Below are 22,374 nucleotides of genomic sequence, written 5' to 3'. Positions count from 1 at the left end.
CTGATGAGCCCGACCAAAACCTTCTTTCGCCGCATTCACCTCTATCTGGGCCTGGTGTCGGGACTGTTCGTAGTCTTTGTATGCCTGACGGGCTCCATCCTGGTTTTCGAGAAGGAAATCGAGCAGGCCTGGCATTCGGAGCGCTATTTTGTGGCGCCCGCCACCACGCCCCGCCTCACGCTGGCCCAACTTGCCGCCGCCGTCCGTGCCTACAAGCCCAAGGCTAAAATCAGCGGCTTCAAACTCTACGCCGACCCGGCCCGCACCGTGGAAGTGAGCCTGGCTGGCGCTGCTAAACCTGGCGAAAAGCCCGGCGGTGGCCGGATGGGGGAAGAGCGTATGGGGAATGGCCCTGCGGCTAGCGGTAGCCAAGGCGGTCGGCCAGCCGGCGCGGGGCCCGGCCAGGGCGGCAAGGGCAAAGGCGACGGCGGTGGTCCCCGCGTTTTTGTGAATCCTTACACGGCCGCAGTCGTGGGCGAAATGAACCCGCGCGACTCGTTCTTCCACACCGTAGAACAGCTGCACCGGGGGCTGGTAGCCGGCAAAATCGGCAAGCTGGTGATGGGAATTAACGCCTCGCTATTCCTCTTTATTCTGGGCACGGGGCTGGTGCTGTGGTGGCCTACTGCGCGCAAAGCCTTCACGTCGCGCCTCACCATCAAATGGGGCAGCAGCTGGAAGCGGCTCAACCACGACTTTCACATTTCGCTGGGCTTCTATGCTTCCGTCTTCCTGTTCATCATGGCCCTGACGGGCGTGGGCATGTCGTTCGACTGGGTGGGGCAGGGCATCAACAAGCTCACCCACTCGCCGCTGAAAAGGCCCGAACCGCCGGCATCGGCCGCGCCAGCTGCAGCCGGAACGGCTCCGTTCGCGGCCGATGCTGTGCTGGCCCTGGCGCGCCAGCAGGCTCCCGATGCCGAATCGTATGCCCTACAGCTGCCCAAAGAGCCCACCGGCAGCATCCGGGTGGCCGTGCTGCGCCCCGGCGCCATCACCGAGAATGCAGCCGATGAGGTGTATCTCGACCAGTATTCCGGCAAGCTGCTGAGCAGCCAGCTCTATGCCCAGCGGCCGGCAGGCCAGCGGATTCGGGGGCTGTTTAAGCCGGTTCACACGGGTGCCATCTTCGGCTGGCCCACCAAAATACTGGCCTTGGTTATCAGCCTGCTCGGCGCCACCTTCCCCATCACCGGCACCATCATGTGGCTGAACCGCACCCGCAAGCAGCGCCGGAAGCACCAACTGCAAGTGGCATAACGCTGAAGAAAAGGAGAGCACCGAAGTTTTATCTCGGGGTTCTCCTTTTCTTCAGCGTTAGAAAAACGTCTCCCAGCCCAGCTTCAGAATAAAGCCGGTGACGACTACCAGAAACAGCACCCGCACGAAGCCTGTGCCCTGCCGCAACGCCAGCCGTGCCCCCACCAATGAGCCCAGCACGTTGCACACCGCCATGGGCAGGGCTACTTGGTAAAGCACTTGCCCAGTCGAGATGAAATAAGCCAACCCGGCAATGTTGGTGGCTACGTTCACCACTTTGGCCGAAGCCGAGGCCGCCAGAAAATCGTAGCCAAACAACCCCACGAAGGCAAACAGCAGCAGGCTGCCCGTGCCCGGCCCGAAAAATCCGTCATAGAACCCAATGCTGGCCCCCAGCGCCACGCCGGTCCACAGCTCCGCCCTGCCGTGCAGGCGCGGCGCGTGCAGGCTGCCAAAATCCTTGCGCCAGAAGGTGTAAGCGGCCATGAGTACCAGCAGGGCCAGCACCAGCGGCTTCACCAGCTCCTTGTTGAGGCCGCTCACGGCCCGCGCACCCAACAGCGCAAAACAGCCCGCCACTACAGCCGCCACCGCCACCGTGCGCCAGCGAATGGGCACCCCCTTCAGCCCCCGCAAATACCGGAACGCAGAAGCCGATGTACCCGCCAGACTGGCCACTTTGCCAGTGCCCAACACCGTGGGCACCGGCACCTCGGGCAGCAACAGCAGCAGCGCCGGCAGCTGAATAAGGCCCCCACCGCCCACCATGCCATCAATCAGACCGGCCAGAAAAGCGAAAAAACAAAGTAGCGCTAACGTCATAGGGGAAGAATGAGGAATGAAGAATGAGGAATGAAGAATCGGCCTTATGGTCGGTTGCATCATTCCTCATTCTTCATTCCTCATTAAGCGAAGCGTTAAAATGGCGGGTCCTCGTGCTTGTTCAGGTTGCCTTTCGGAAACGGTACCGGCGACTCGTTAATTTTCGAGCCCAGCCGAATGGTGTTCGGCGCGAAGCTGCTCGGCTCGCTGTCGAAGGTGCTGGCGGGCAGGCCCATGGGCTGGTAGCCGCCGGTATCGAACGCGCCGACACCGTCGAGGTCGGCAAATTTGGTAAAGCGGCCGATGAACTTGAGCTGCACGGTTTCGAGCGAGCCGTTTCGGTGCTTGGCAATGATGACTTCGCCCACGCCCTGGGTCGAGTTGCCTTCGGCGTCCTGGTCGAGGCCGTAGTACTCGGGGCGATAGAGGAAGATTACCATGTCGGCGTCCTGCTCGATGGAGCCCGATTCGCGCAGGTCACTCAGTTGCGGGCGCTTCTCGCCGCCACGGGTTTCCACCGAGCGCGACAGCTGCGACAGGGCCAGCACGGGCACGTTCAGTTCCTTGGCAATGCCCTTGAGGGCCCGTGAGATGCTGGCAATTTCCTGCTCGCGGTTGCCGCCCCGGCCGTCGGTGTTGCCACTCATCAGCTGCAGGTAGTCGACGATAATCATCTGCACGTCCTTTTGTGAGCGCAGGCGGCGGCACTTGGTGCGCAGCTCGCGGATGCTCAGGCCCGGCGTGTCGTCAATGTAAATCGGCGCGGCCGAGAGGGCGGTGATTTTGTGGTTGAGCTGCTGCCACTCATGGTCGGCAAGGCTGCCTTTCTTGATTTTTTCGGAATCTAATTCCGCCTCGGCCGAAATCAAACGATTGACTAGCTGCAGCGAAGACATTTCCAGCGAAAAAATAGCCACGGCTTTCTTGAAATCCACCGCCGCATTGCGCATAGCCGAAACCACGAAGGCCGTGTTGTGCGTCACGGTCATGTCCTGAAGCAGAAACAGGCGGTTGCCGTCAATCTCAAAACCGTAGTAATCATCGACTTTGTCGAACTCCACGGTGATGCCCGTCTGCCGCCAATCGACGGGCGACGCCCAGGGCTGCGCTTTTTTGCGCCCCACGCGCACCGGCACCCGCTCAATGTCGCCGTAGAGGCGCACGCGCCACACTTCGCTCTCGTAGCCGATGCTGGAAATAGTGGCCCGCTTCTTCGTGAGCGAGGTGCGGAAGCCCAGCGAGTCGCCCAGAAACTTGATTTGCCGGGCCAGGCGCTGGTTTTTCTGCGTGATTTCGTAGCCGTTGGAAACCGGGTCGAGGTGGCCGTCGCTGTCAATCAGGCCCGCCAGCAGGCGCAGCCGGTTTTCGGTCGAATTGATGGCGTAGGCGCGCGGAATGTGCTTGTTGCCCAGCACGCCCAGCTGGCGCAGCTCGTCCTGCAAGGAGTATTCGGCGATATTGCCACCCTGCCGGCCCTTGGTGATGCCGTAGCTGTTGCAGCGGTTTTCCACCACGCCCACCGTTACCTGCATGTTGAGCACGGCGGCGTACTCGTGCAGGTAGTCAATAATTTCCGGGTCCTGGCCGGTAATGCGGCAGTCCTTGGAAGAGCCGTCGCCCAGCCACACGCCCAGGAAGTAGGGGTCGACGGGCAGCTCCTGCGCCTCGAATTCTACGGGCACTTTGTAGCCCTTGTAGTTGGAACGGAATTTCGGCCCCTTGGCCAAATAGTCCTTCACCGTGATGTTGAGCACGTCGCCGTGGCGGTGCGGGCCTTCATTGCGCGAGCGTTTCAGCGAGAGAATATGGCTCTCGTTCACGCGGTAGTCGTCGCCCTTGTTCTGGCGTACCCAGTACATGTTTTCGCGGCCCCGCGCAATGCTCAGCACCCGGCGCGGAGTGGAGTCGTCGCCCATCAGCAGGTCGCCGGGCAACACGTCTTCCACGTTGCGCAGGTCGCCGTCGAACATCAACACCTTGGTGCCTTTGCCGAGGCACTTGCCCATCCCTGGCCGGGCCGCAATAATCACCAGGTCAGAGGGTTGCCAGCCGCTCGTGACGCGGTCCAGGGCGGTGAAGCCGGTGGGAACGCCCGTCAGGCCGTCGCTCTGATTCTTCTTCTCCTCCAGTTCCTTGATGGCCTTGCCCATCAGGCTGCGCATGTCATCGAAGTTCTTACGAATGTTCGACTCCGATACCTCGAACAGGGCCGATTCCGTGTCATCAAGCAGCTTAAAAACGTCCGTTGTGTCCTCGAAAGCATCGCGCTGAATCTCACTCGAAATTCGAATCAACTCGCGCTTAATGGCGGTTTCGGTGATGATGCGGGCGTGGTATTCCACGTTGGCTGCCGAGTTCACTTTCAGCGTGAGGTTGGCCACGTAGAAGGGGCCGCCGCAGGCTTCAAGCTCGCCCATTTCGCGCAGCTCGTGCACCACGGTGAGCTGGTCGATGGGCTCCGACTTGTCGAACAGCCGAATGACGGCGCGGTAAATCCGCTGGTGCGCATCCTTGTAAAAGCTTTCGGGCTTAAGCAGGTCGATGACCGAGGTAAGGGCGTCTTTTTCCAGCATCAGGGCCCCGAGCACGGCCATTTCCAGCTCGGGGGCCTGGGGCGGCAGCTTGCCGGCCGCGTTGGCATTGAAGGGCACGAGCCCGGACGCCCCGCGGTTCGCCAAAGCCGCTTTGGCTCGGGCGGCGGATTGTTTCAGGCGGTCGTCCATCCGGTCTTGCATAGTGTGGGTCAGGGAATTCTATGGATTGAAACAGAGTAAATAAGCCGTTTCTAAAGAACCGCTTAAAAATCTGGCAATAGTGGTGAGTGCTGCGAGTACGGTAGGCAGTACTTACAAAGTTAACCCCGACGAAGGGGAAAAGATTGGGTGGAAAAACAGATTCTTTTGGCTATGGAATGGCGGCGGCGGCCGGGATTTTGTACTTTCGCGCCCTTGCTTTCTGATTGTCAGTTACTCGTTGTCAATTGTCGGGAATAGGGTGCCTGCGGTCAATTTCGAGGATACCTTGCTGACACGTTTCGCCGATAATTGACAACGACCCATTAACCACTCCCCCGATTTGGAATCTGCCACCAGTCCCGTCCATCCCGAACAGCACGCCGGCGCACGCCAGGCCATTCACCTCATTGCCGTGGGCGGCAGCATCATGCACAACCTGGCCCTGGCGCTGCACCGGCGCGGGGCCCACGTCACCGGCTCCGACGACGAAATATTCGAGCCCGCCAAGGGACGGCTCGCCGCGGCCGGCCTGCTGCCCGCGCAGGAGGGCTGGGACGCCGCCCGCATCACCCCCGGCCTCGATGCCGTGATAGTGGGCATGCACGCCCGCCCCGACAACCCCGAGTTGCTCCGCGCCCAGGAACTGGGACTGAAAATCTACTCCTTTCCCGAATACATTTACGAAGCCAGCCGCGACAAGCAGCGCATCGTCATCGGCGGCTCGCACGGCAAAACCAGCATCACGGCCCTGATTCTGCACGTGTTGCGGTTTCACAACCGCAAGTTCGACTACGCGGTGGGAGCCCAGCTGACGGGTTTCGATTTGATGGTGCAGCTGACGGATGATGCGCCCATCATCATCATCGAAGGCGACGAATACCTGTCGTCGCCGGTGGACCGCCGGCCGAAATTTCACCTCTACCAGCACCACATCGGGGTGATTTCGGGCATCAGCTGGGACCACATCAACGTGTTTCCGACCGAGGAAATCTACCGCGAGCAGTTCCGCATCTTCGCCGACATGACGCCCAAGGCTGGCGTGCTCATCTACGACCGCGACGACGAGCAGACCCAGCTCATTGCCGTGCCCACCAACCCCGACGTGACCTATATCGGCTACGGGCCGCACGAAAACGTGATTCGGGACGGCCGCACGTTTTTGATTAACAAGAAGGACGAAGAAGTGCCCATTCAGGTATTTGGCGAGCACAACCTGCGCAACATTTCGGCGGCTAAGGAAGTGTGTAAGCAGCTGGGAATTAAGGGCAAGGACTTTTTTCGGGCGGTGGCCTCGTTTCCCGGCGCGGCACGGCGGCTGGAGCTGGTGCGGCAGGGCGCTACCTCGGTGGTGTACAAGGATTTTGCCCACGCGCCCAGCAAGCTCAAAGCCACGGCCACGGCCCTGAAAAAGCAGTTTCCGCAGCGCCGCCTGGTGGCCTGCCTGGAGCTGCACACGTTTAGCAGCCTCAACCCAGCCTTCCTGCCGCAGTACGCGCACTGCTTCGATGCGCCCGACGTGGCCGTGGTGTACTTCAACCCGCACGTGCTGGAGCACAAGCGCCTGCCGTCGCTGGCCGCCGCTACCGTGGCCGAAGCTTTCCAGCGGCCCGACCTGAAGGTGATTACCAACAGCGCGGAGCTGGCCGCTTTCCTGCGGGCCCAGAACTGGACCGATGCCAACCTGCTGCTTATGTCGTCGGGCACGTTCGATGGGCTCGACCTCACGGCGCTGGCCACTGAAATAACCGCCTCATGACCAGGGCCACGCTGCTGCTGTTGCACGGGGCCCTAGGCAGCCCGGCCACCCTGGAACCCCTGGCGGAATTGCTGCGGACAGATTTTGAGGTGAAAAGCTTCGCCTTTGCCGGTCATGGTGGCCGCGAGGTGTGGCCCGAAACGTTCACACTGCCGCATTTTTCCGAAGAAGTGGTGAGCTTTCTGGACGCCCACGAGGTGCTGCCGGCGCATGTGTTTGGCTACAGCATGGGCGGCTACGCGGCGCTGCTGGCGGCCAGCCAGGCGCCTGCGCTGTTTGCCTCCATCACCACGCTGGGCACCAAGCTGGACTGGACGCTGGAAAGCGCAACAGCCGAAACCCGCCTGCTGGACCCCGACAAGATGCAGGCCAAGGTGCCTGCTTTTGCCGAGGTGCTGCGCCAGCGCCACGCGCCTTCCGACTGGGCTGCCGTGGTGCGCGCCACCGCCGCCCTGATGCTGACGGCCGCGGACGACCCGCCGCTTTCGGCGGCCTCCCTGGCTGGTTTGCAGGTGCCCGTTCAGGTGCTGCTCGGCGATGCCGACCACACGGCCGGGAGCCCGGCCGGCCGCGAGCTGGCGGCACTGCTGCCCCAGGCGCGGCACGAATTACTGCCCAACACGCCTCACCCGCTCGAACGAGTGGATGCCGTCGGACTGGCTGACCGCATACGGAGCTTCGCCATGGCGCACCCGGTATAAAACATTCAGGCGATTGAGTGGCATTAAAAAAGCCCGCTATTCGGCGGGCTTTTTAGGGTTGGGGGCGCCACTGGCCGTTTACGGTCGGTGGTGATGAGCAAGGCCAGGGCCGTGAGGCCGAGACGCAGCAGCCATTTATTGCGCGTAGTCATTGGGCGGCAAATAATTCGTTGGCAGCCTCTATTTTCAGGTCGCAGTGGCTGCCGCCGGAATTTTCGGAGCAGGAAGTACCCACAATGCGGCCATTCTCAAAATTGAAGAAGCAGGCCGGGCAGCCTACGCTCGTGAGAATATAGCGCTCGGCCGAGGGCCGCAGGTAGTAGGTATTGTCGCCCCCGCCATTCAGCGGCAGGGCCATAGCCCGGAACATGCCATTGCGCAGGCCCAGGCCGATAAGGTAGTAGCTGCCGGACGCGCCCGGTGCTTTCCGAACTTGAATTTTATCGACCACCGTACCATCGCCAAACTGCCGGATAAATGCCTGCGCCAACTCATTGCGGGGCGTTTTGTACTCCGTGGTGGTATCGGTGAAGTGCACTATCTGGCGGCTTTCGGGCTTGGCAATGGCCTCGCCTTTGATGCGGGTAGGGCTGCCAAACTCGCTTTTGCCGGGCTTGGTGCTTTCACACGACATGAGCATGGCTATAAGCAGGCTTAGCAGGCCTAAACCTAGTACACGGGGCAGGTATCTCATGGAATGGCTAAATGGGTGAATTGCTGGATGGTTGAATGGCTGGACGGTTGAAGGGCTGAATGGTTAGATGGGTGGACTAGAATACGCATGGCGGCAGTGCTAGCCCAATCAACCCTTCAACCATCCAGCCATTCACCCATTCATCAACTTATCGCGCTTTGTAGTATTTGCGGGCCTCCGGCAGCTCGCGCTGAATATCGGCGATGCGGGTGCCGTTGGAGGGGTGGGTAGAAAGGAATTCGGGCGGGGATGCCTGGTTCTCGCGGGCATCCATGCGCTGCCAGAACGTAATGGCGCCATCGGGATTGTAGCCGGCCATGGCCATGAAAATCAGGCCCAGGTGGTCGGCTTCCGATTCCTGGTTGCGGCCGTAGCGGAGCAGACCCAGCTGCGAGCCCACCCCGAAGGCTTGGAGCGCCAGCTGCTGCGTGGCCGGCGCGTTGGTCGACAAAGCGGCCGACAGCGCCTGCCCGCCCAGTTGCTGCACCAGCCCCTGGCTCATGCGCTCGGAGCCGTGCTTGGCCACAGCGTGCGCAATTTCGTGCGACATCACCACGGCTAGACCGTTTTCGTCCTGCGTAATGGGCAGGATGCCCGTGTACACGGCCACTTTGCCGCCGGGCATGCACCAGGCATTTTCCTGCTTGTCCTCAATCACGTTGAACTCCCACTGGTAGCCGGCCAGCTGGTCGGACTGGTTCTGCTGCCGGAAGTACGACTCGACCGCCGCCTGAATGCGCTGGCCCACCGTGCGAACCATGGCCACCTGCTGCGAATTGTTCGAGAGCGGGCCTTTGGCAATGACTTCGCGGTACTGCGTGGCCGCCAGGGTATTGATTTCGGAATCGCTGACGAGGCTGAGCTGGCGGCGGCCCGTGATGGGCACCGTGGAGCAGGCCGCCACAAAAGCCAGACTGGCTACAAGGGTGAGTTTTTTGAACATGGCACAAGGGAAAGAAGTAGGGGAATAACCGGCGGTGCGGCGGGTAACTACGGGCCCAGGTTGATGGCCCGTGGTTGCCGCCTATACGGCGGGAGGCCGGGTAAATGTTTAGTTGAGGCAGTCCGGCGGGCGCGAAAACCGGCCTTTCAGTTGCCGCAAGCGGCCGCTAAGGCGTAGTTTTGACTTCCTTCCGCCTTGCCTTCCGTCCCCTATGAAAATCATTTGCATCGGCCGCAACTATGCCGACCACATTGCCGAGCTGCACAACGAAGTGCCGGCCGCACCCGTCATCTTTATGAAGCCCGAAACGGCGCTGCTCCAACGCGGCCAGCCGTTTTTCATCCCCGAATTTTCGCAGGACATCCACCACGAGCTGGAGCTGGTGCTGCGCGTGAGCAAGAATGGCCGCCACATCGACGAGCAGTTTGCCCACACGTATTTCGACGCCATTGGGTTGGGCATCGACTTCACGGCCCGCGACCTGCAAAGTGAGCTGAAGAAGAAGGGCCTGCCCTGGGAGCTGGCCAAAGCCTTCGACGGCTCGGCCCCGATTTCGCCCACCTTCAAACCCGTGGCCGAATTTGCCGACCTGGCCAACATCAATTTCCACCTCGACGTAAACGGGGAGACCCGCCAAACCGGCAACTCCAGCCTGATGCTGCACCCGTTTGCCAAAATCATCAGCTTCGTGTCGAAATATATCTCGCTGAAAATGGGAGATTTGATTTTTACCGGCACACCGGCCGGCGTGGGCGCCGTAAAAATCGGCGACCAGCTGACCGGGTATCTGGAAGGGGAGAAGCTGCTGGAATTGGGCGTGCGGTAGATTGATTTTATAATAGCACGTCATGCAGAGCGCAGCGAAGCATCTTGCTTGTGGCAGTATATAATGCCCCGCGACGATTGAGTTAGGTAAAGCAAGCGAGATGCTTCGCTGCGCTCTGCATGACGTGCTTTTTGACTATTGAGATTTTGAAGAATAAAGCGAAGTTGATTTTCGGTCTGGCCCTGACCTTACTGGCGGGGCGGCCGGGTGCGGTAGGCGGCCAGGAGGCCGATTCGAGTGACCACGAACACAGCCTGAGTGAACTGCTGAACGCTGGGCGGCCCACGGTGGCGCCGGGCTATTTCATGTTTCCCATTGCGCCGGGCCAGCCGGGCTTTCTGGCGGGCAGCATGGGCGAGCTGCGACCCAACCACTTCCACGGCGGGCTCGACATCAAGACCGGCGGCGGGGTGAACCAGCCCGTGTTTGCCGCCGCCGATGGCTACATTTCGCGCCTCAAGCAGTCGTCGTTTGGCTACGGCAACGTGCTCTACATCACGCACCCAAACGGGCTGACCACCGTGTACGGCCACCTCAACGCCTTCAAAGGCGCCGTGGCCGACGAGCTGCTGCGCCGGCAGTATGACAAGCAGAGCTACGAGCTGGAAGCCTTTTTCGAGAAGGACCGGTTTCCGGTGAAGCGGGGCGAACTGGTGGCGCTGAGCGGCAACACCGGCGGCTCGGCCGGCCCGCACATGCACTGGGAAGTGCGCGACGCCCAGGACCGGCAGTACAACCCCCTGCAATGGGGAGGCTTTCCGGAAATTCAGGACCACGTGGCGCCCACCTTGCAGGCCTTCGCGCTGGAGCCGCTGGGCATTGAGGCGCGGGTGAAGCAGGTATTTGCCAAGGCCCTGTTTGTGCCCAAGGTGCTGCCGGGGCCGGGCGTGGCCACCACCTGGGCCGATACCATCAGCTGCTTTGGTACGGTAGGCCTGCTGGTGCAGGGCTTCGATAGGTTTGACAATGCCTGGAACAAAAACGGCATTCAGCGGGTGACGGTGAAGGTGAATGGGCAGCCGTTTTACCAGCACACCATCGACGCCGTGCCGTTTCCGACGGGCACCCGGCAGGTGGGCAACTTTGTCGATTTCCTCTACCAGCAAACCCAAGGGCGCACCCTGCAAAAGCTGTGGGTAGACGACGGCAACGACCTGCAGATGTATACTACCGGCCCCACCAAGGGCCGCCTGACCGTGGAGGCCGGCAAGGTCTACAGCATCGACATCACCCTGGCTGACTCCTACAACAACCAGACGCCGGTGCACCTGGTGCTGCGCGGCGAAAAGCCGGCCTACTTCAAAACCCGCTCGGCGGTGGTGAAGCGGCCCGGTCTGCGCTTTGAAGTCACGCGCAACCTGCTGAAAGCCGTAGCGGCCGACCCGAGCACCGATTCCGTAGGGGCCAATCTGGTGCTGCTGCGCGGCAACCGTCGCCTCGAAATCCGGCCCAGCTACACCCAGAACAGCGAAAACGTGTACCTCTACGACCTGCGCGCCGGCCTACCCGATTCCATCCGGTTCGGCGACATCACCAAGAAATTTGACCGCCAGGTAATGATTCCGGTGGGCAAAGAATTCAGCTACGCCACGGCCCACCTCAACCTGGTATTTGGCAAGGAAACGCTGTTCAACAACCTCTACCTGAGCACCGCCTACAAGCCCGAGCCCACCGGTAGCGGCTTCTGGACGGTGGGCTCGCCGCTACTGCCGCTTTACAAAACCGCGACGCTCACTCTCAAGCCCGCCACCCCGCCCGCCGACCCGGCGCGCACCGCCATCTACGCGGCCACGCTGAAGGGCGGCCGGGCCTACGTGGGCGGCAAGTGGGACGAGCAGGGCCAGATTACGGCTCCTATTCGCCAGTTTGCCTCCTATCGCATCCTCACCGATACCATTGCGCCCAAGGCCAGTCTCATTAGCCGGGCCGGCGGGCAGCTGTCATTCAGCGTGGGCGACGACCTTTCCGGGCTGGCTACCTACCGGCTGCTCATCGGCGGCAAATTCCGGCTGCTGCGCTTCGAGCACAAGAAGGCGTTACTTTTTACCGTGGCCAGCGACACCCTCGGCCCCAGGCTGCACGGCCCCGCCGAACTGCGCCTGACCGACCAGGCCGGCAACGAGCGGGTGATTCCGCTGAGCCTATAGGGGAGAAGGTGACAGTGGGAAAGAACGTCATGCTGAGCGCAGCCGAAGCATCTCGCGTGCTACAGCTAACTTTTTTCTTGCGATTGGATTACTCCCTCGAGCGAGATGCTTCGGCTGCGCTCAGCATGACGTTTTATTAACCCTCAACTCTTAAAATAATGCCTCTCGAACCCGGTCAACCCGCTCCCGATTTTACCGCCCAGGACCAGGACGGTAACACCATCAGCCTCCACGATTTCCGCGGCCAGAAAGTGGCCCTCTACTTTTACCCGAAGGACGACACGCCCGGCTGCACCGCCCAGGCCTGCAACCTACGCGACCACCAGGAAGAGCTGAAAGCCAGCAACATTCAGGTCATTGGCGTGAGCATCGACGATGAAGGCGCGCACAAGAAATTCGCCTTGAAGTACGACCTTCCTTTCCCGCTGCTCGTGGATACCGATAAGACCATTGTGCAGGCCTACGGTGTGTGGCAGGAAAAGAAAAACTACGGCAAAACCTACATGGGCACCGTGCGCACCACATTTTTGATTGACGAAAACGGCGTGCTGGAGAAGATTATCAAGAAGGTTGACACCAAGGAGCACGCCGCCCAGCTGCTGTAGGCAGGCGTGTGCCAGCACCTGATTTTTCCGGCGGGCACTATCGTAACCGATTGCAATAGGCCGGGCCGAAAAAACGCCGGTTGGCGGATGCCGCCGTTTGCTACCTTTACCCACTGAACCCAACTTCTTCCGAACATTATGGCCGATACCACCACCGCCAAAACCGTTGACCAACCCGAGAAATCCATTGAGGAACTCAAGGAAATAGCCACCCAGGTGCGCCGCGACATCGTACGCATGGTGCACGCCGTGAATTCGGGCCACCCCGGCGGCTCGCTCGGCATCACCGATTTACTGGTCGCGCTCTACTTCAAGGTGATGAAGCACCACCCCGAGCCTTTCGACATGGACGGCAAGGACCAGGACCTGTTTTTCCTGTCCAACGGTCACACCTCGGCTACCATGTACTCGTGTTTGGCCCGCTCGGGCTACTTCCCCATCAGCGAGCTGGCCACGTTCCGCAAGCTGAACTCACGCCTCCAGGGCCACCCCACCACGCACGAGGGCCTGCCGGGCGTTCGCGTAGCGTCGGGCTCCTTGGGCCAGGGCCTGAGCGTGGCCTGCGGTGCCGCCCAGGCCAAAAAGATGAACGGCGACAAGCAGCGCGTGTTCGTCCTGATGGGCGACGGCGAGCTGGAAGAAGGCCAGAACTGGGAGGCCGCGCTCTACGCCAGCCACCACAAAATCGACAACCTCATTGCCATCGTGGACCGCAACGGCCAGCAGATTGACGGCTCGACCGACGAAATCGGCGGCCTCGGCGACGTGGCGGCCAAGTTCAAAGCCTTCGGCTGGCACGTCATCGAAGGCGACGGCAACCACTTCGACTCCCTCATCCCCAGCCTCGAAAACTGTGTAGCCGCCGCCGGCAAAGCCAAGCCCGTCATGTTCATCATGGACACGAAAATGGGCTTCGGCGTCGATTTCATGATGGACGGCCACAAGTGGCACGGCGTCGCTCCGAACGATGCACAGCTGGCCACCGCCCTCGATGAGCTGAAAGTAGGAACCGACGGCGACTACTAGCATGCTTCCCTCACGCCGACCTCACCCCCTGACCCCCTCTCCCGTGGAGAGGGGGCACCTGTTGTACCTTAACGGTAATCGTCAGGCTCCCCTCTCTTTTGGAGAGGGGCCGGGGGTGAGGTTTGCCGTTTGGGCCGTGCTACTGTTGCTCCTCAGCTTCCAAAGCCACGCCCAGAATGCCGCGCCCGAAAAGCCCAAGGTCACCCGCATTCTCTTCCTGCTCGATGCCTCGGGCTCGATGATGGCGCCCTGGGAAGGCCAGCCCCGTTGGAACGTGGCCAAGCGCATGCTCAGCAAAATGGTCGACTCGCTCAACACCTACCCCAACCTGGAGGTAGCCCTGCGCGTGTACGGCCACCAGTACCCCAACTCGGAAAAGAACTGTGAAGACTCGCGCCTTGAGGTGCCATTTGCGCCGCGCAATGCCGCCGCCATCAAGAAAAAGCTGACCGAACTGAAGGCCCAGGGCAACACGCCCATCACGTACTCGCTGCTGCAATCGGCCAACGACTTCCCAACGGATAAGTCGTCGCGCAACGTGCTGCTGTTGATAACCGACGGCCTCGAATCGTGCAACCGCGACCCTTGCGCAGCCTCCATCGCCTTGCAGCGCAAGCACGTTTTTCTGAAACCCTTCGTCATCGGCATCGGGGCCGAGCGGGATTTTGGCAAGCAGCTCGAATGCCTCGGCCAGTATTACAACGCGGCCGAAGTAGCCACCTTCCGCACGGTGATGAACGACGTAATCGCCAAAACGCTGAGCAAAACCACTGTAGCAGTGAACCTCACTGATGCCACCGGCCGGCCCGTGGAAAGCAACGTCAACATGACGTTTGTGAACAACGTGACCGGGCAGCCGGAATACAACTACGTGCACTACCGCGACGCGCAGGGCAAGGCCGACGTGCTGGACGTGGACGCCCTCCAGAGCTACGACCTCGTGATAAACACCGTGCCGCCCGTGCGCCAGGCCAACATCCCCATCGTGCCCGGCAAGGCCAATGTCCTCACCTACAAAACGCCCCAGGGCACGCTCTGGCTGCAAAACCCGCCGCTCACGCCTAACCCCTACGGCACTGTTCGGGCGGTGGTGCGCAGTCAGGCCGGAGCCACGGTCACCACCGGCGTCTTCGGTACCCGCCAGAAGCTGCTGGCCGGCAACTACGAAATCGAGGCCCTGACCTTGCCGCGCACCGTGCGTCGCATCACCATCAAGCAAGGCCAGGAATACACCTTCACCTACGAGTCGCCCGGCACCCTCAACGTCACTTCCGACCTGAAAGGCTATGGCAGCATCTATCAATTGAATGATGATGAGTCGCAGACCTGGATTTACAGCCTGCCCGAAGGCAGTAGCAGCAAAATTAATTTGCCCATGCAGCCGGGCGCCTACCGGTTAGTATTTCGCACCGCCACCAGCAATGGCAGCAAGTACACAGACGTGCGCAATTTTAGTATTCGGAGCGGACAAACGACTTCGGTGGCTATTTTCGGAAAATGACGTGTCAGCAGGGAATTGATAGAACGTCAAACTCCCCTCCTTTTTTAAGGAGGGGACATTTTCACGAAGTGAAAATTGGGGTGGTTAAGTCGTTGAACGACTCGCGCCAGGTAAGCAAATTCTTTCACCAAGTAGCAATGGACAACTACCACAACCTGCCGCAAAAGAAAGAAGCCCGCCGCACCCTCCGCAATACGTTAACCCCTGCCGAAGCAACCCTGTGGAAATGCTTAAAAGGTGGCCAGCTAGCCGGGCGCAAGTTTCGCCGTCAGCACAGCGTCGGCGCGTATATTCTGGATTTCTATTGCCCCGAAGAAAGAATAGCTGTAGAACTGGATGGTGCCGGCCACTTCACCGTTGCGGGTAGCCTGCACGATGCCGCTCGCACGGATTACCTCAATACGCTGGGTATCCAGGTAATTCGATTTGAAAATAAACTGATTTGGTCTGCGCTGGATGATGTGTTGCAGACGATTGCAAGCAAATTTCACACTACTTAATTTTTGTGGCGCGGGTCGTTCAACGACTTAACCACCCCAATTTTCACTTCGTGAAAATGTCCCCTCCTTAAAAAAGGAGGGGAGTTTTGACCGTCTTAATCTCTTCAATACTTCCATGAAAGACTTCCCCTACACCGAATCCAAAGACACCCGCAGCGGCTTCGGCGCTGGCCTGGCCGAGCTGGGTGCCTCTAACCCCAACGTGGTAGCCCTTTGCGCCGACCTCACCGGCTCGCTCAAGATGGACGCCTTCAAAAAGGCTTACCCCGACCGTTTCTTCCAGGTCGGCATTGCCGAGGCTAACATGATGGGCGTGGCCGCCGGCATGACCATTGGCGGCAAAATTCCCTTCACGGGCACCTTCGCCAACTTCAGCACCGGCCGCGTGTACGACCAGATTCGCCAGAGCATTGCCTACTCGGGCAAGAACGTAAAAATCTGCGCCTCCCACGCCGGCCTCACGCTGGGCGAAGACGGTGCCACCCACCAGATTCTGGAAGACCTGGGCATGATGAAAATGCTGCCCGGCATGACCGTCATCAACCCCTGCGACTACAACCAGACCAAAGCCGCCACCATTGCCATCGCCGACTACGAAGGCCCCGTGTACCTGCGCTTCGGCCGCCCCGTGGTGCCCAACTTCACGCCCGCCGACCAGAAGTTTGAAATCGGCAAAGCCTGGACCCTGAACGAAGGAACCGACGTGAGCATCTTCGCCACCGGCCACCTGGTATGGAAAGCCGTGCTCGCCGGTAAGCTCCTGGCCGAGAAAGGTATCAATGCCGAAATCATCAACATCCACACCATCAAGCCACTCGATGCCGAAGCCATCCTCGCCTCGGTGCGCAAAACTCGCTGCGTGGTGACGGCCGAAGAGCACCAGATGAACGGCGGCCTCGGCGACAGCATCGCCCAGCTGCTGGCCCGCGAAGAGCCCCTGCCCCTGGAAATGGTGGCCGTGCACGACAGCTTCGGCGAAAGCGGCACCCCCGACCAGCTGATGGAGAAATACGGCCTCACCGATAAAGCCATTGTGGAAGCGGTGGAAGCGGTGATGAAGCGGAAGAAGTAATTTCTCTTTACATGCAGAAAGCCCCGCAACTTCAGCAGTTGCGGGGCTTTTGTGTGCTAGTTAGCTAACTCTGCTTCGTGAAAGTAATTACCGCATAATCTTTAGATGAAAGCGGCGGATTTTATCTCTCTTATAGCCTAAATATTTGTGGTGGCTTAATGCCTATTTTAGGAAGTGCATCATGCATCAGTCCTCCTACTGAATTCTCTACTGCATACTTTCTTCCCGACTTGTCAATCCCAATGTTGAGAATTCGAATGGATAAGAAAATGCCTGATTTACTGTATGGTTTTATCCATTTATTTTGAAACTCAGATTCTATTCTCTCAAGTAGTCTCTCGTCCTTAATTTCTATTTTATCTCCTCTTTTCAGCGTTGCGGTGGTTGATGGACTTATTTCGATTGTAATGTCAGAATATATTCCGTCTGAGCCCTCGCCCAAAATAAAATAGTTTGTCACTATAGATGCTTTATTCTCTTTCATTTCAGTAGTGTCAGTTAATGCTTGTATTAGTGCTGCTTGTTGGTGCTGCTTGCAATATACAATGACTATACTGACTATTTCGCAAGCGCCTCGGTGGATGTGTCATTGAAGTATTATGTTTTATTGGGCGTTCAGTAAATTGGAAGAAAGACTAATGTATATCCGATAATTGCTGGATATGGAGAATATTTCTCCCTCAATTAAACATTGCCGACCTTAAACCCTCAAAGGAGTCGTTTTTGCCAGTATCGCGCGTTTGGAAGACCACGAAATCCTCACCAAGTTCCAAGACCCTGCCAGCCGTAATCTGGCGTTCAACCAGCTCGTGCGCAAGTACCAGAGCAAGGTGTACTGGCACGTACGCAAGATGGTGGTGGACCACGACGACGCCGACGACCTCACCCAGGACGTGTTTGTGAAGGTGTGGAAGCACCTCGAAAACTTCCGCCAGGATTCCCAGCTTTTCACCTGGATTTACCGCATTGCCACCAACGAATGCCTGAATTTCCTGAGCAGCAAGCGGCGCAAGTTTCTGCTGCCGCTGAATGACGTGGGCGCCGAGTTGGCCGCCAAAATTGAAGCCGACCCCGCTATTGCCGGCGATGCCATCGAGCTAAAGCTGCAGCAGGCCATTTTGCGCCTGCCCGACAAGCAGCGCCTCGTCTTCAACCTGCGCTATTACGACGAGATGCCCTACGAGCAAATGGCCGAAGTAACGGGCACCAGCGTGGGCGCGTTGAAAGCCAGCTACCACCATGCCGTGAAAAAAGTGGAAGAATACGTGACCCGCCATACCGAAGAATAACCCCGCCCCGCACAATTTTTACCGGCGTCATTAAACGCCGCCTCTGCTATTTCATCTTACCATCATGAAAACTGCTTTTAAGCTAGACGCGCATCCCCGGCGGCCCCGCCCGCTGCTGAGCGAGCCGCCCGCTGGCTACTTCGATAAACTCCCTACCCAAATAATGGCCCGGCTGCCCCAGGCCGAAGCCTCGGCCACGCCGGGCTGGCGCTGGCTGAGCTTCCTGACGCCAGCGCTCCGCACCGGAATTGCTTCGGTAGCCGTGCTGGGCGGTTTTGCGGCGTCCTTCTACATGAGCGGTTCGGCACCGTTGGTGCCCCGCTCGGCGCCCACGGCTGCCCTCGATGCCGTGCCCCGTACCGAGTTGGTGGGCTACCTGCTCACGAGTGGTGCCCGCGTCGAAAACTCCGATTTGGCCGTGCTCACGGCTGCTCATCCCGGCATTGCCAAGGGCTTTTTGCACGTTTCGGAAGATGAAGTGAACGATGCGCTGGACGCGCAGCCTTCCGAAGACGCTACCTATCTATAGTTCCTATTTAAGTATCATGTCTGTTTTTTCAATGATGTTCCGTATGCTCTCTTTGGCCGTGTTGCTGCTGGCCGCAGCGCCGGCTGTCCAGGCCCAGGATGGGCAGGGCGGAGGGGGGCGCAAAGGCCAACGCCTGGGCCAGCTCGAAAACGCCAAGATTGCCTTTATTACCAATCGCGTGTCGCTCACGCAGGACCAGGCCCAGAAATTCTGGCCCCTCTACAACGAGTTTGCGGCCAAGCGCCGCGAGCTCAACCGCAACGGCCGCCTGCTGCGCCGCGACATCACCGAGGGCATGACGGACCAGCAAATCCGGGACACCTTCACCCAGAGCTTTGCCTCGCGCCAGCAGGAATTGAATCTGGAAAAGGATTATTTCGACAAGTTCCAGAAAGTCATTTCCCTGCGCCAGGTAGCCCAGTTGTTTCAGGCCGAGCGTGATTTTACCAAGGAGGTCATTAAGCGCGTGGCCGGGGTGGGCGGGGCCGCACCGGCTACCGGCACCGACTGAACCCGTTGCTTTCTGAGCTATGCCAAGAGGCCGCTGCCCCCGCAGCGGCCTCTTTACTTTTGTGGGATAATCGAAAGTGGCCTTTGCTGGTTTTAGTAAAGACCGTTTTATCGTCTGTCATCCTGAGCGCAGCGAAGGACCTCATCACGCCCGCACAATTGTGTTCAACGTGGTAAGGTCCTTCGCTGCGCTCAGGATGACAGAGGAGTTCGCCCCGAAATTCGACTGCTTCCCCGATGCTCACGTCCCGCCAACTCTTCCTGCGCCACCAAGCCCAAACCTCCGATTTTCCGCTGCTGCTGGAAATTGAGCGGGCCGAAGGCGTGTACATGTACGCCCCCGATGGCCGCCGCTACCTCGACCTGATTTCGGGCATCGGCGTGAGCAACGTGGGCCACCGCCACCCGCGCGTGCTGGCCGGCATTCAGGCCCAACTCGATAAGTACCTGCACCTGATGGTATACGGCGAGCTGGTGCAGGCCGTGCCCGCGCAGTTGGCCGAGGCCATCCATCAAACCCTGCCTGCGCACCTCGATTCGGTGTATTTCACCAACTCCGGAGCCGAAGCCATCGAAGGCGCGCTGAAGCTGGCCAAGCGCCACACCGGCCGCACCGAGCTCATTTCCTGCTTCAATGCCTACCACGGCTCCACGCACGGTGCGCTGTCCATCACGGGTTCCGAGAGCTTCAAAAACAGCTTCCGCCCGCTACTGCCCGATGTGCGCCACATTCGCCATAATTTACTGGAAGACTTAGCCTTCATCACCGAGCGCACGGCCGCCGTCATCATCGAAACGGTGCAGGGCGAGGCGGGCGTGCGCGTGCCCAGCCCAGAGTATTTGCCCGCTCTGCGCGCCCGCTGCACCGAAGTCGGCGCCCTGCTCATCTTAGATGAGATTCAGTGCGGCTACGGGCGCACTGGCAGCATGTGGGCTTTCGAGCAATTCGGCATCGAGCCCGATATCCTGGTGTGTGCCAAGGGCATGGGAGGCGGCATGCCCATCGGGGCCTTTATTTCCAGCACCGAAATCATGTCCGGCTTCAAAACCAACCCCATTTTGGGCCATTGCACCACCTTCGGCGGGCATCCGGTGAGCTGCGCGGCAGCCCTGGCCACGCTACAGGTGATGCAGGAGGAAAAGCTGCCAGCAGGCGTGGCCGCTAAAGCAGCGCGGTTTCGGGCGCAGCTACGGCACCCGGCTATTCGAGCCGTGCGGGGCTGCGGGCTGCTGATGGCGGTAGAATTTGATTCCTTCGCCGTGCTAAAACCCATCATCGACCGGGCCTTGGAGCACGAAGGCATCCTGACCGACTGGTTCCTGTTTTGCGACAACTCGCTACGGTTGGCCCCGCCGCTCACCATCAGTGAGGCCGAGATTGATGAGGCGTGCGCGGCATTGCTCCGGGCAATTGACCACGTCACGAAAGTGTGAGAGGCAGGTCCTCAGCCCGTCATGCTTCGCTGCGCTCTGCATGACGAACTAAGTAAAGAAGCTGTTTAGAAAGTCAAAATCGTTGTCATCCTGAGCGCAGCGAAGGACCTTCTCACGTCAGAACAACGCCTATTCTGACGTGAGAAGGTCCTTCGCTGCGCTCAGGATGACAGACGGGTCAGGCAAATCAGGCTTTCTAAACAGCTTCGAAGTATATCTCCTGATAAAAGAAGCCTGCTTGAACGACCCATACGGTCGTTCAAGCAGGCTTCTTTTATCAGGAGATGGCCTACTAGCTACACCGCCACGTTAGGGCGTGGCAATTCGTTGTAGTTCAAAAACGAATTGCTTTCATCTTTGATGCGCTCGCGCGACAGGCCGTCTTTCACGCCCTGCGAGATTTTGCGGACCAGCACGCCCACAATGGCCTTGCGGAAGCCCAGCTTCTCGGCCATCATGATGCAGAAGTCCATCTCCGTCTCGTCGACTACGCCATCGGCGAGCATCATGTCCACCAGGTCAAAAATCTGGTCAAACCGCTCCGAATCGTTGCTGGGGAGGTCGTTGCTGGCGCCTTTCGAGCCCGAAACCAAGGCATTCACCTCGTCCGAGCTAATGCCGTTTTTCTTGCCGACGGCCAGAATAAAATTCATTTCCCGCGCGTCAATATGGCCGTCGGCTTTCGCCAGGGCCGCCAGGTTCAGCAAGTGGCTTTTGATTTTTTTTGCCTGCTCATTCTCGAAGAAACCGAACATAAACGTGGGAATTAAGTGATGAAAAAGGGATTTGGGGCCAATGAGCCGATTAGTTGAGTAAGGTACACGAAAAACCGGCTGGTTGTATGCTTGAATACGCAGCAGAGTAAAAAAAAGATAATCACCGCTTCACAGCTATTTACGGTGACTACGGCGTGGGTTTGTTATCATTTCGCCAACTTTGCGGGGTTTGGGCGCAATTCGCGCGCCCGCCTGTTTCTAGAGAACGTTCCGATGAAGAGAATTGCAGTATTTACCAGTGGGGGCGATTCGCCCGGGATGAATGCGGCCATCCGGGCCGTGGTGCGCACCGCCACCTACCATGGAATTGAGGTTTACGGCATCATGCGCGGCTACAGCGGCATGATTAAAGGCGAGTTTGTGCGGTTGGATTCCGCTTCCGTATCGAACACCGTGCAGAAGGGCGGCACCATTTTGAAATCGGCGCGCAGCCAGAAATTTATGACCAGGGAGGGCCGCCAACAGGCCTTCGACCAACTGGTGAACAACGGCATTGAAGGCCTGGTTGCCATCGGCGGCAACGGTACCTTCACGGGAGCCATGATTTTTGAGGAGGAGTTCGGCATTCCCACGGTGGGCGCGCCGGGCACGATTGACAACGACCTCTACGGCACCGACTACACCATTGGCTACGACACGGCCGTGAACACGGCCCTGGAGTGCATCGACAAAATCCGGGACACGGCCGACTCGCACGACCGGTGCTTTTTTGTGGAAGTAATGGGCCGCGACTCGGGCTACATTGCCATTCCGTGCGCCATTGGGGGCGGGGCCGAAATCGTGATGATTCCCGAAACCCAAATGAGCACCGACGTGGTGATTGACACGCTGCAAGCGGGCTGGCAGCGCTCCAAAACCTCGTTTATCGTCATTGTGGCCGAGGGCGACGAGCCGGGCAACGCCACCCAGGTGGCCACCCGCGTGAAGGAAGCCATTCCGCAGCTCGATACCCGCGTAACCATTGTGGGCCACATTCAGCGCGGCGGCTCGCCCACCGCCGCCGACCGCCTTCTGGCTTCTCAACTCGGCATTGCCGCCGTTGAGGGCCTGATGAATGGCATGCGCAACGTGATGGCCGGCATCATCGATAAAAAGTTGGTGTACACGCCTTTTACCGATACCATCAACAAGAAAAAGCTCATCAACCAGAGCTTTATGCGGATGGTGGAAATCCTCTCGGTTTAATTATGAGAGGCTAGAAGCAATTGAAACGTCATGCTGAGCGCAGTCGAAGCATCTCTACTGCGT

At 59.3% G+C, this 22,374-nt stretch carries 21 protein-coding genes; 15 read left to right on the top strand and 6 right to left on the bottom strand.

The window, feature by feature from the left end; genetic code table 11:
• Positions 1–3 precede the first annotated feature (3 nt).
• Complete coding sequence (locus tag JKL48_RS07535) at positions 4–1,260, top strand: PepSY-associated TM helix domain-containing protein (protein ID WP_201980821.1); 1,257 nt, start codon at positions 4–6, stop codon at positions 1,258–1,260.
• Positions 1,261–1,317: 57 nt separating this feature from the next.
• Here JKL48_RS07535 and JKL48_RS07530 read toward each other — a convergent pair whose 3' ends face one another.
• A complete protein-coding gene (locus JKL48_RS07530) occupies positions 1,318–2,082 on the bottom strand; it encodes a sulfite exporter TauE/SafE family protein (protein ID WP_201980817.1) in 765 nt (254 codons plus the stop codon).
• A gap of 95 nt (positions 2,083–2,177) precedes the next feature.
• A complete protein-coding gene (dnaB, locus tag JKL48_RS07525) occupies positions 2,178–4,817 on the bottom strand; it encodes a replicative DNA helicase (protein ID WP_201980803.1) in 2,640 nt (879 codons plus the stop codon).
• Between the two features lie 340 nt (positions 4,818–5,157).
• Here dnaB and JKL48_RS07520 point away from each other — a divergent pair, with 340 nt between their 5' ends.
• Complete coding sequence (locus JKL48_RS07520; RefSeq protein ID WP_262895980.1) at positions 5,158–6,573, top strand: UDP-N-acetylmuramate--L-alanine ligase; 1,416 nt, start codon at positions 5,158–5,160, stop codon at positions 6,571–6,573.
• Positions 6,570–7,274, top strand: coding sequence for an alpha/beta fold hydrolase (locus JKL48_RS07515; protein WP_201980800.1), 705 nt, complete (start codon positions 6,570–6,572; stop codon positions 7,272–7,274). Before JKL48_RS07520 ends, JKL48_RS07515 begins: the two co-directional genes overlap by 4 nt.
• Before the next feature lie 148 nt (positions 7,275–7,422).
• On the opposite strand, the gene JKL48_RS07510 is transcribed toward JKL48_RS07515, so the two are convergent.
• Together JKL48_RS07510 and JKL48_RS07505 are read right to left on the bottom strand one after the other, a co-directional pair.
• Entirely contained in the window at positions 7,423–7,914 is a 492-nt protein-coding gene (locus JKL48_RS07510) for a hypothetical protein (protein WP_201980798.1), read from the bottom strand.
• A 202-nt stretch (positions 7,915–8,116) separates the two neighbouring features.
• Positions 8,117–8,911 carry a M48 family metallopeptidase gene (locus JKL48_RS07505; RefSeq protein ID WP_201980796.1) on the bottom strand — a complete coding sequence of 265 codons (795 nt, stop codon included), beginning with the start codon at positions 8,909–8,911 and terminating at the stop codon, positions 8,117–8,119.
• A gap of 211 nt (positions 8,912–9,122) precedes the next feature.
• On the opposite strand from JKL48_RS07505, the gene JKL48_RS07500 reads away from it, so the two are divergent.
• The 7 genes from JKL48_RS07500 (at position 9,123) to JKL48_RS07470 (ending at position 16,588) form a co-directional block, all read left to right on the top strand.
• Entirely contained in the window at positions 9,123–9,737 is a 615-nt protein-coding gene (locus JKL48_RS07500) for a fumarylacetoacetate hydrolase family protein (protein ID WP_201980794.1), read from the top strand.
• 146 nt (positions 9,738–9,883) lie between these two features.
• Positions 9,884–11,884, top strand: a complete 2,001-nt coding sequence (locus tag JKL48_RS07495) for a M23 family metallopeptidase (protein ID WP_201980792.1) — start codon at positions 9,884–9,886, stop codon at positions 11,882–11,884.
• A 158-nt stretch (positions 11,885–12,042) separates the two neighbouring features.
• Positions 12,043–12,489 (top strand): thioredoxin-dependent thiol peroxidase, encoded by a 447-nt coding sequence (gene bcp / locus JKL48_RS07490; protein WP_201980790.1) that lies wholly within the window; start codon positions 12,043–12,045, stop codon positions 12,487–12,489.
• A gap of 138 nt (positions 12,490–12,627) precedes the next feature.
• The gene (locus JKL48_RS07485) at positions 12,628–13,515 is read left to right on the top strand and encodes a transketolase (protein ID WP_201980788.1); all 888 of its coding nucleotides are present in this window, start codon (positions 12,628–12,630) and stop codon (positions 13,513–13,515) included.
• Positions 13,516–13,651: 136 nt separating this feature from the next.
• Positions 13,652–15,016, top strand: a complete 1,365-nt coding sequence (locus tag JKL48_RS07480) for a vWA domain-containing protein (protein WP_317191905.1) — start codon at positions 13,652–13,654, stop codon at positions 15,014–15,016.
• A 137-nt stretch (positions 15,017–15,153) separates the two neighbouring features.
• The gene (locus JKL48_RS07475; protein ID WP_201980783.1) at positions 15,154–15,516 is read left to right on the top strand and encodes an endonuclease domain-containing protein; all 363 of its coding nucleotides are present in this window, start codon (positions 15,154–15,156) and stop codon (positions 15,514–15,516) included.
• Positions 15,517–15,631: 115 nt separating this feature from the next.
• Positions 15,632–16,588 (top strand): transketolase family protein, encoded by a 957-nt coding sequence (locus JKL48_RS07470; protein WP_201980780.1) that lies wholly within the window; start codon positions 15,632–15,634, stop codon positions 16,586–16,588.
• Positions 16,589–16,718: 130 nt separating this feature from the next.
• Here JKL48_RS07470 and JKL48_RS07465 read toward each other — a convergent pair whose 3' ends face one another.
• Positions 16,719–17,072: a hypothetical protein gene (locus JKL48_RS07465; RefSeq protein WP_201980778.1), complete on the bottom strand. Its 354-nt coding sequence runs from the start codon at positions 17,070–17,072 to the stop codon at positions 16,719–16,721.
• 256 nt (positions 17,073–17,328) lie between these two features.
• On the opposite strand from JKL48_RS07465, the gene JKL48_RS07460 reads away from it, so the two are divergent.
• From JKL48_RS07460 to JKL48_RS07445, 4 genes are all read left to right on the top strand, one after another.
• A complete protein-coding gene (locus JKL48_RS07460; protein ID WP_201980776.1) occupies positions 17,329–17,877 on the top strand; it encodes an RNA polymerase sigma factor in 549 nt (182 codons plus the stop codon).
• Between the two features lie 64 nt (positions 17,878–17,941).
• The gene (locus JKL48_RS07455) at positions 17,942–18,406 is read left to right on the top strand and encodes a hypothetical protein (protein ID WP_201980774.1); all 465 of its coding nucleotides are present in this window, start codon (positions 17,942–17,944) and stop codon (positions 18,404–18,406) included.
• A gap of 16 nt (positions 18,407–18,422) precedes the next feature.
• Positions 18,423–18,917 carry a hypothetical protein gene (locus JKL48_RS07450; protein WP_201980772.1) on the top strand — a complete coding sequence of 165 codons (495 nt, stop codon included), beginning with the start codon at positions 18,423–18,425 and terminating at the stop codon, positions 18,915–18,917.
• A 236-nt stretch (positions 18,918–19,153) separates the two neighbouring features.
• Positions 19,154–20,350: an aspartate aminotransferase family protein gene (locus tag JKL48_RS07445; protein ID WP_201980769.1), complete on the top strand. Its 1,197-nt coding sequence runs from the start codon at positions 19,154–19,156 to the stop codon at positions 20,348–20,350.
• A gap of 296 nt (positions 20,351–20,646) precedes the next feature.
• Here the strand turns inward: JKL48_RS07445 and JKL48_RS07440 are convergent, their stop codons facing one another.
• Positions 20,647–21,105, bottom strand: coding sequence for a tellurite resistance TerB family protein (locus JKL48_RS07440; RefSeq protein ID WP_201980766.1), 459 nt, complete (start codon positions 21,103–21,105; stop codon positions 20,647–20,649).
• Positions 21,106–21,339: 234 nt separating this feature from the next.
• On the opposite strand from JKL48_RS07440, the gene pfkA reads away from it, so the two are divergent.
• The gene (pfkA, locus tag JKL48_RS07435; protein WP_201980763.1) at positions 21,340–22,311 is read left to right on the top strand and encodes a 6-phosphofructokinase; all 972 of its coding nucleotides are present in this window, start codon (positions 21,340–21,342) and stop codon (positions 22,309–22,311) included.
• The last annotated feature ends 63 nt before the right edge of the window (positions 22,312–22,374 follow it).

This window comes from Hymenobacter rubidus (genome assembly GCF_016734815.1).
GTDB lineage: Bacteria > Bacteroidota > Bacteroidia > Cytophagales > Hymenobacteraceae > Hymenobacter > Hymenobacter rubidus.
The sequence above is the reverse complement of the archived record's forward strand: the minus strand, read 5'-3'. Positions and strand labels throughout refer to the sequence as shown.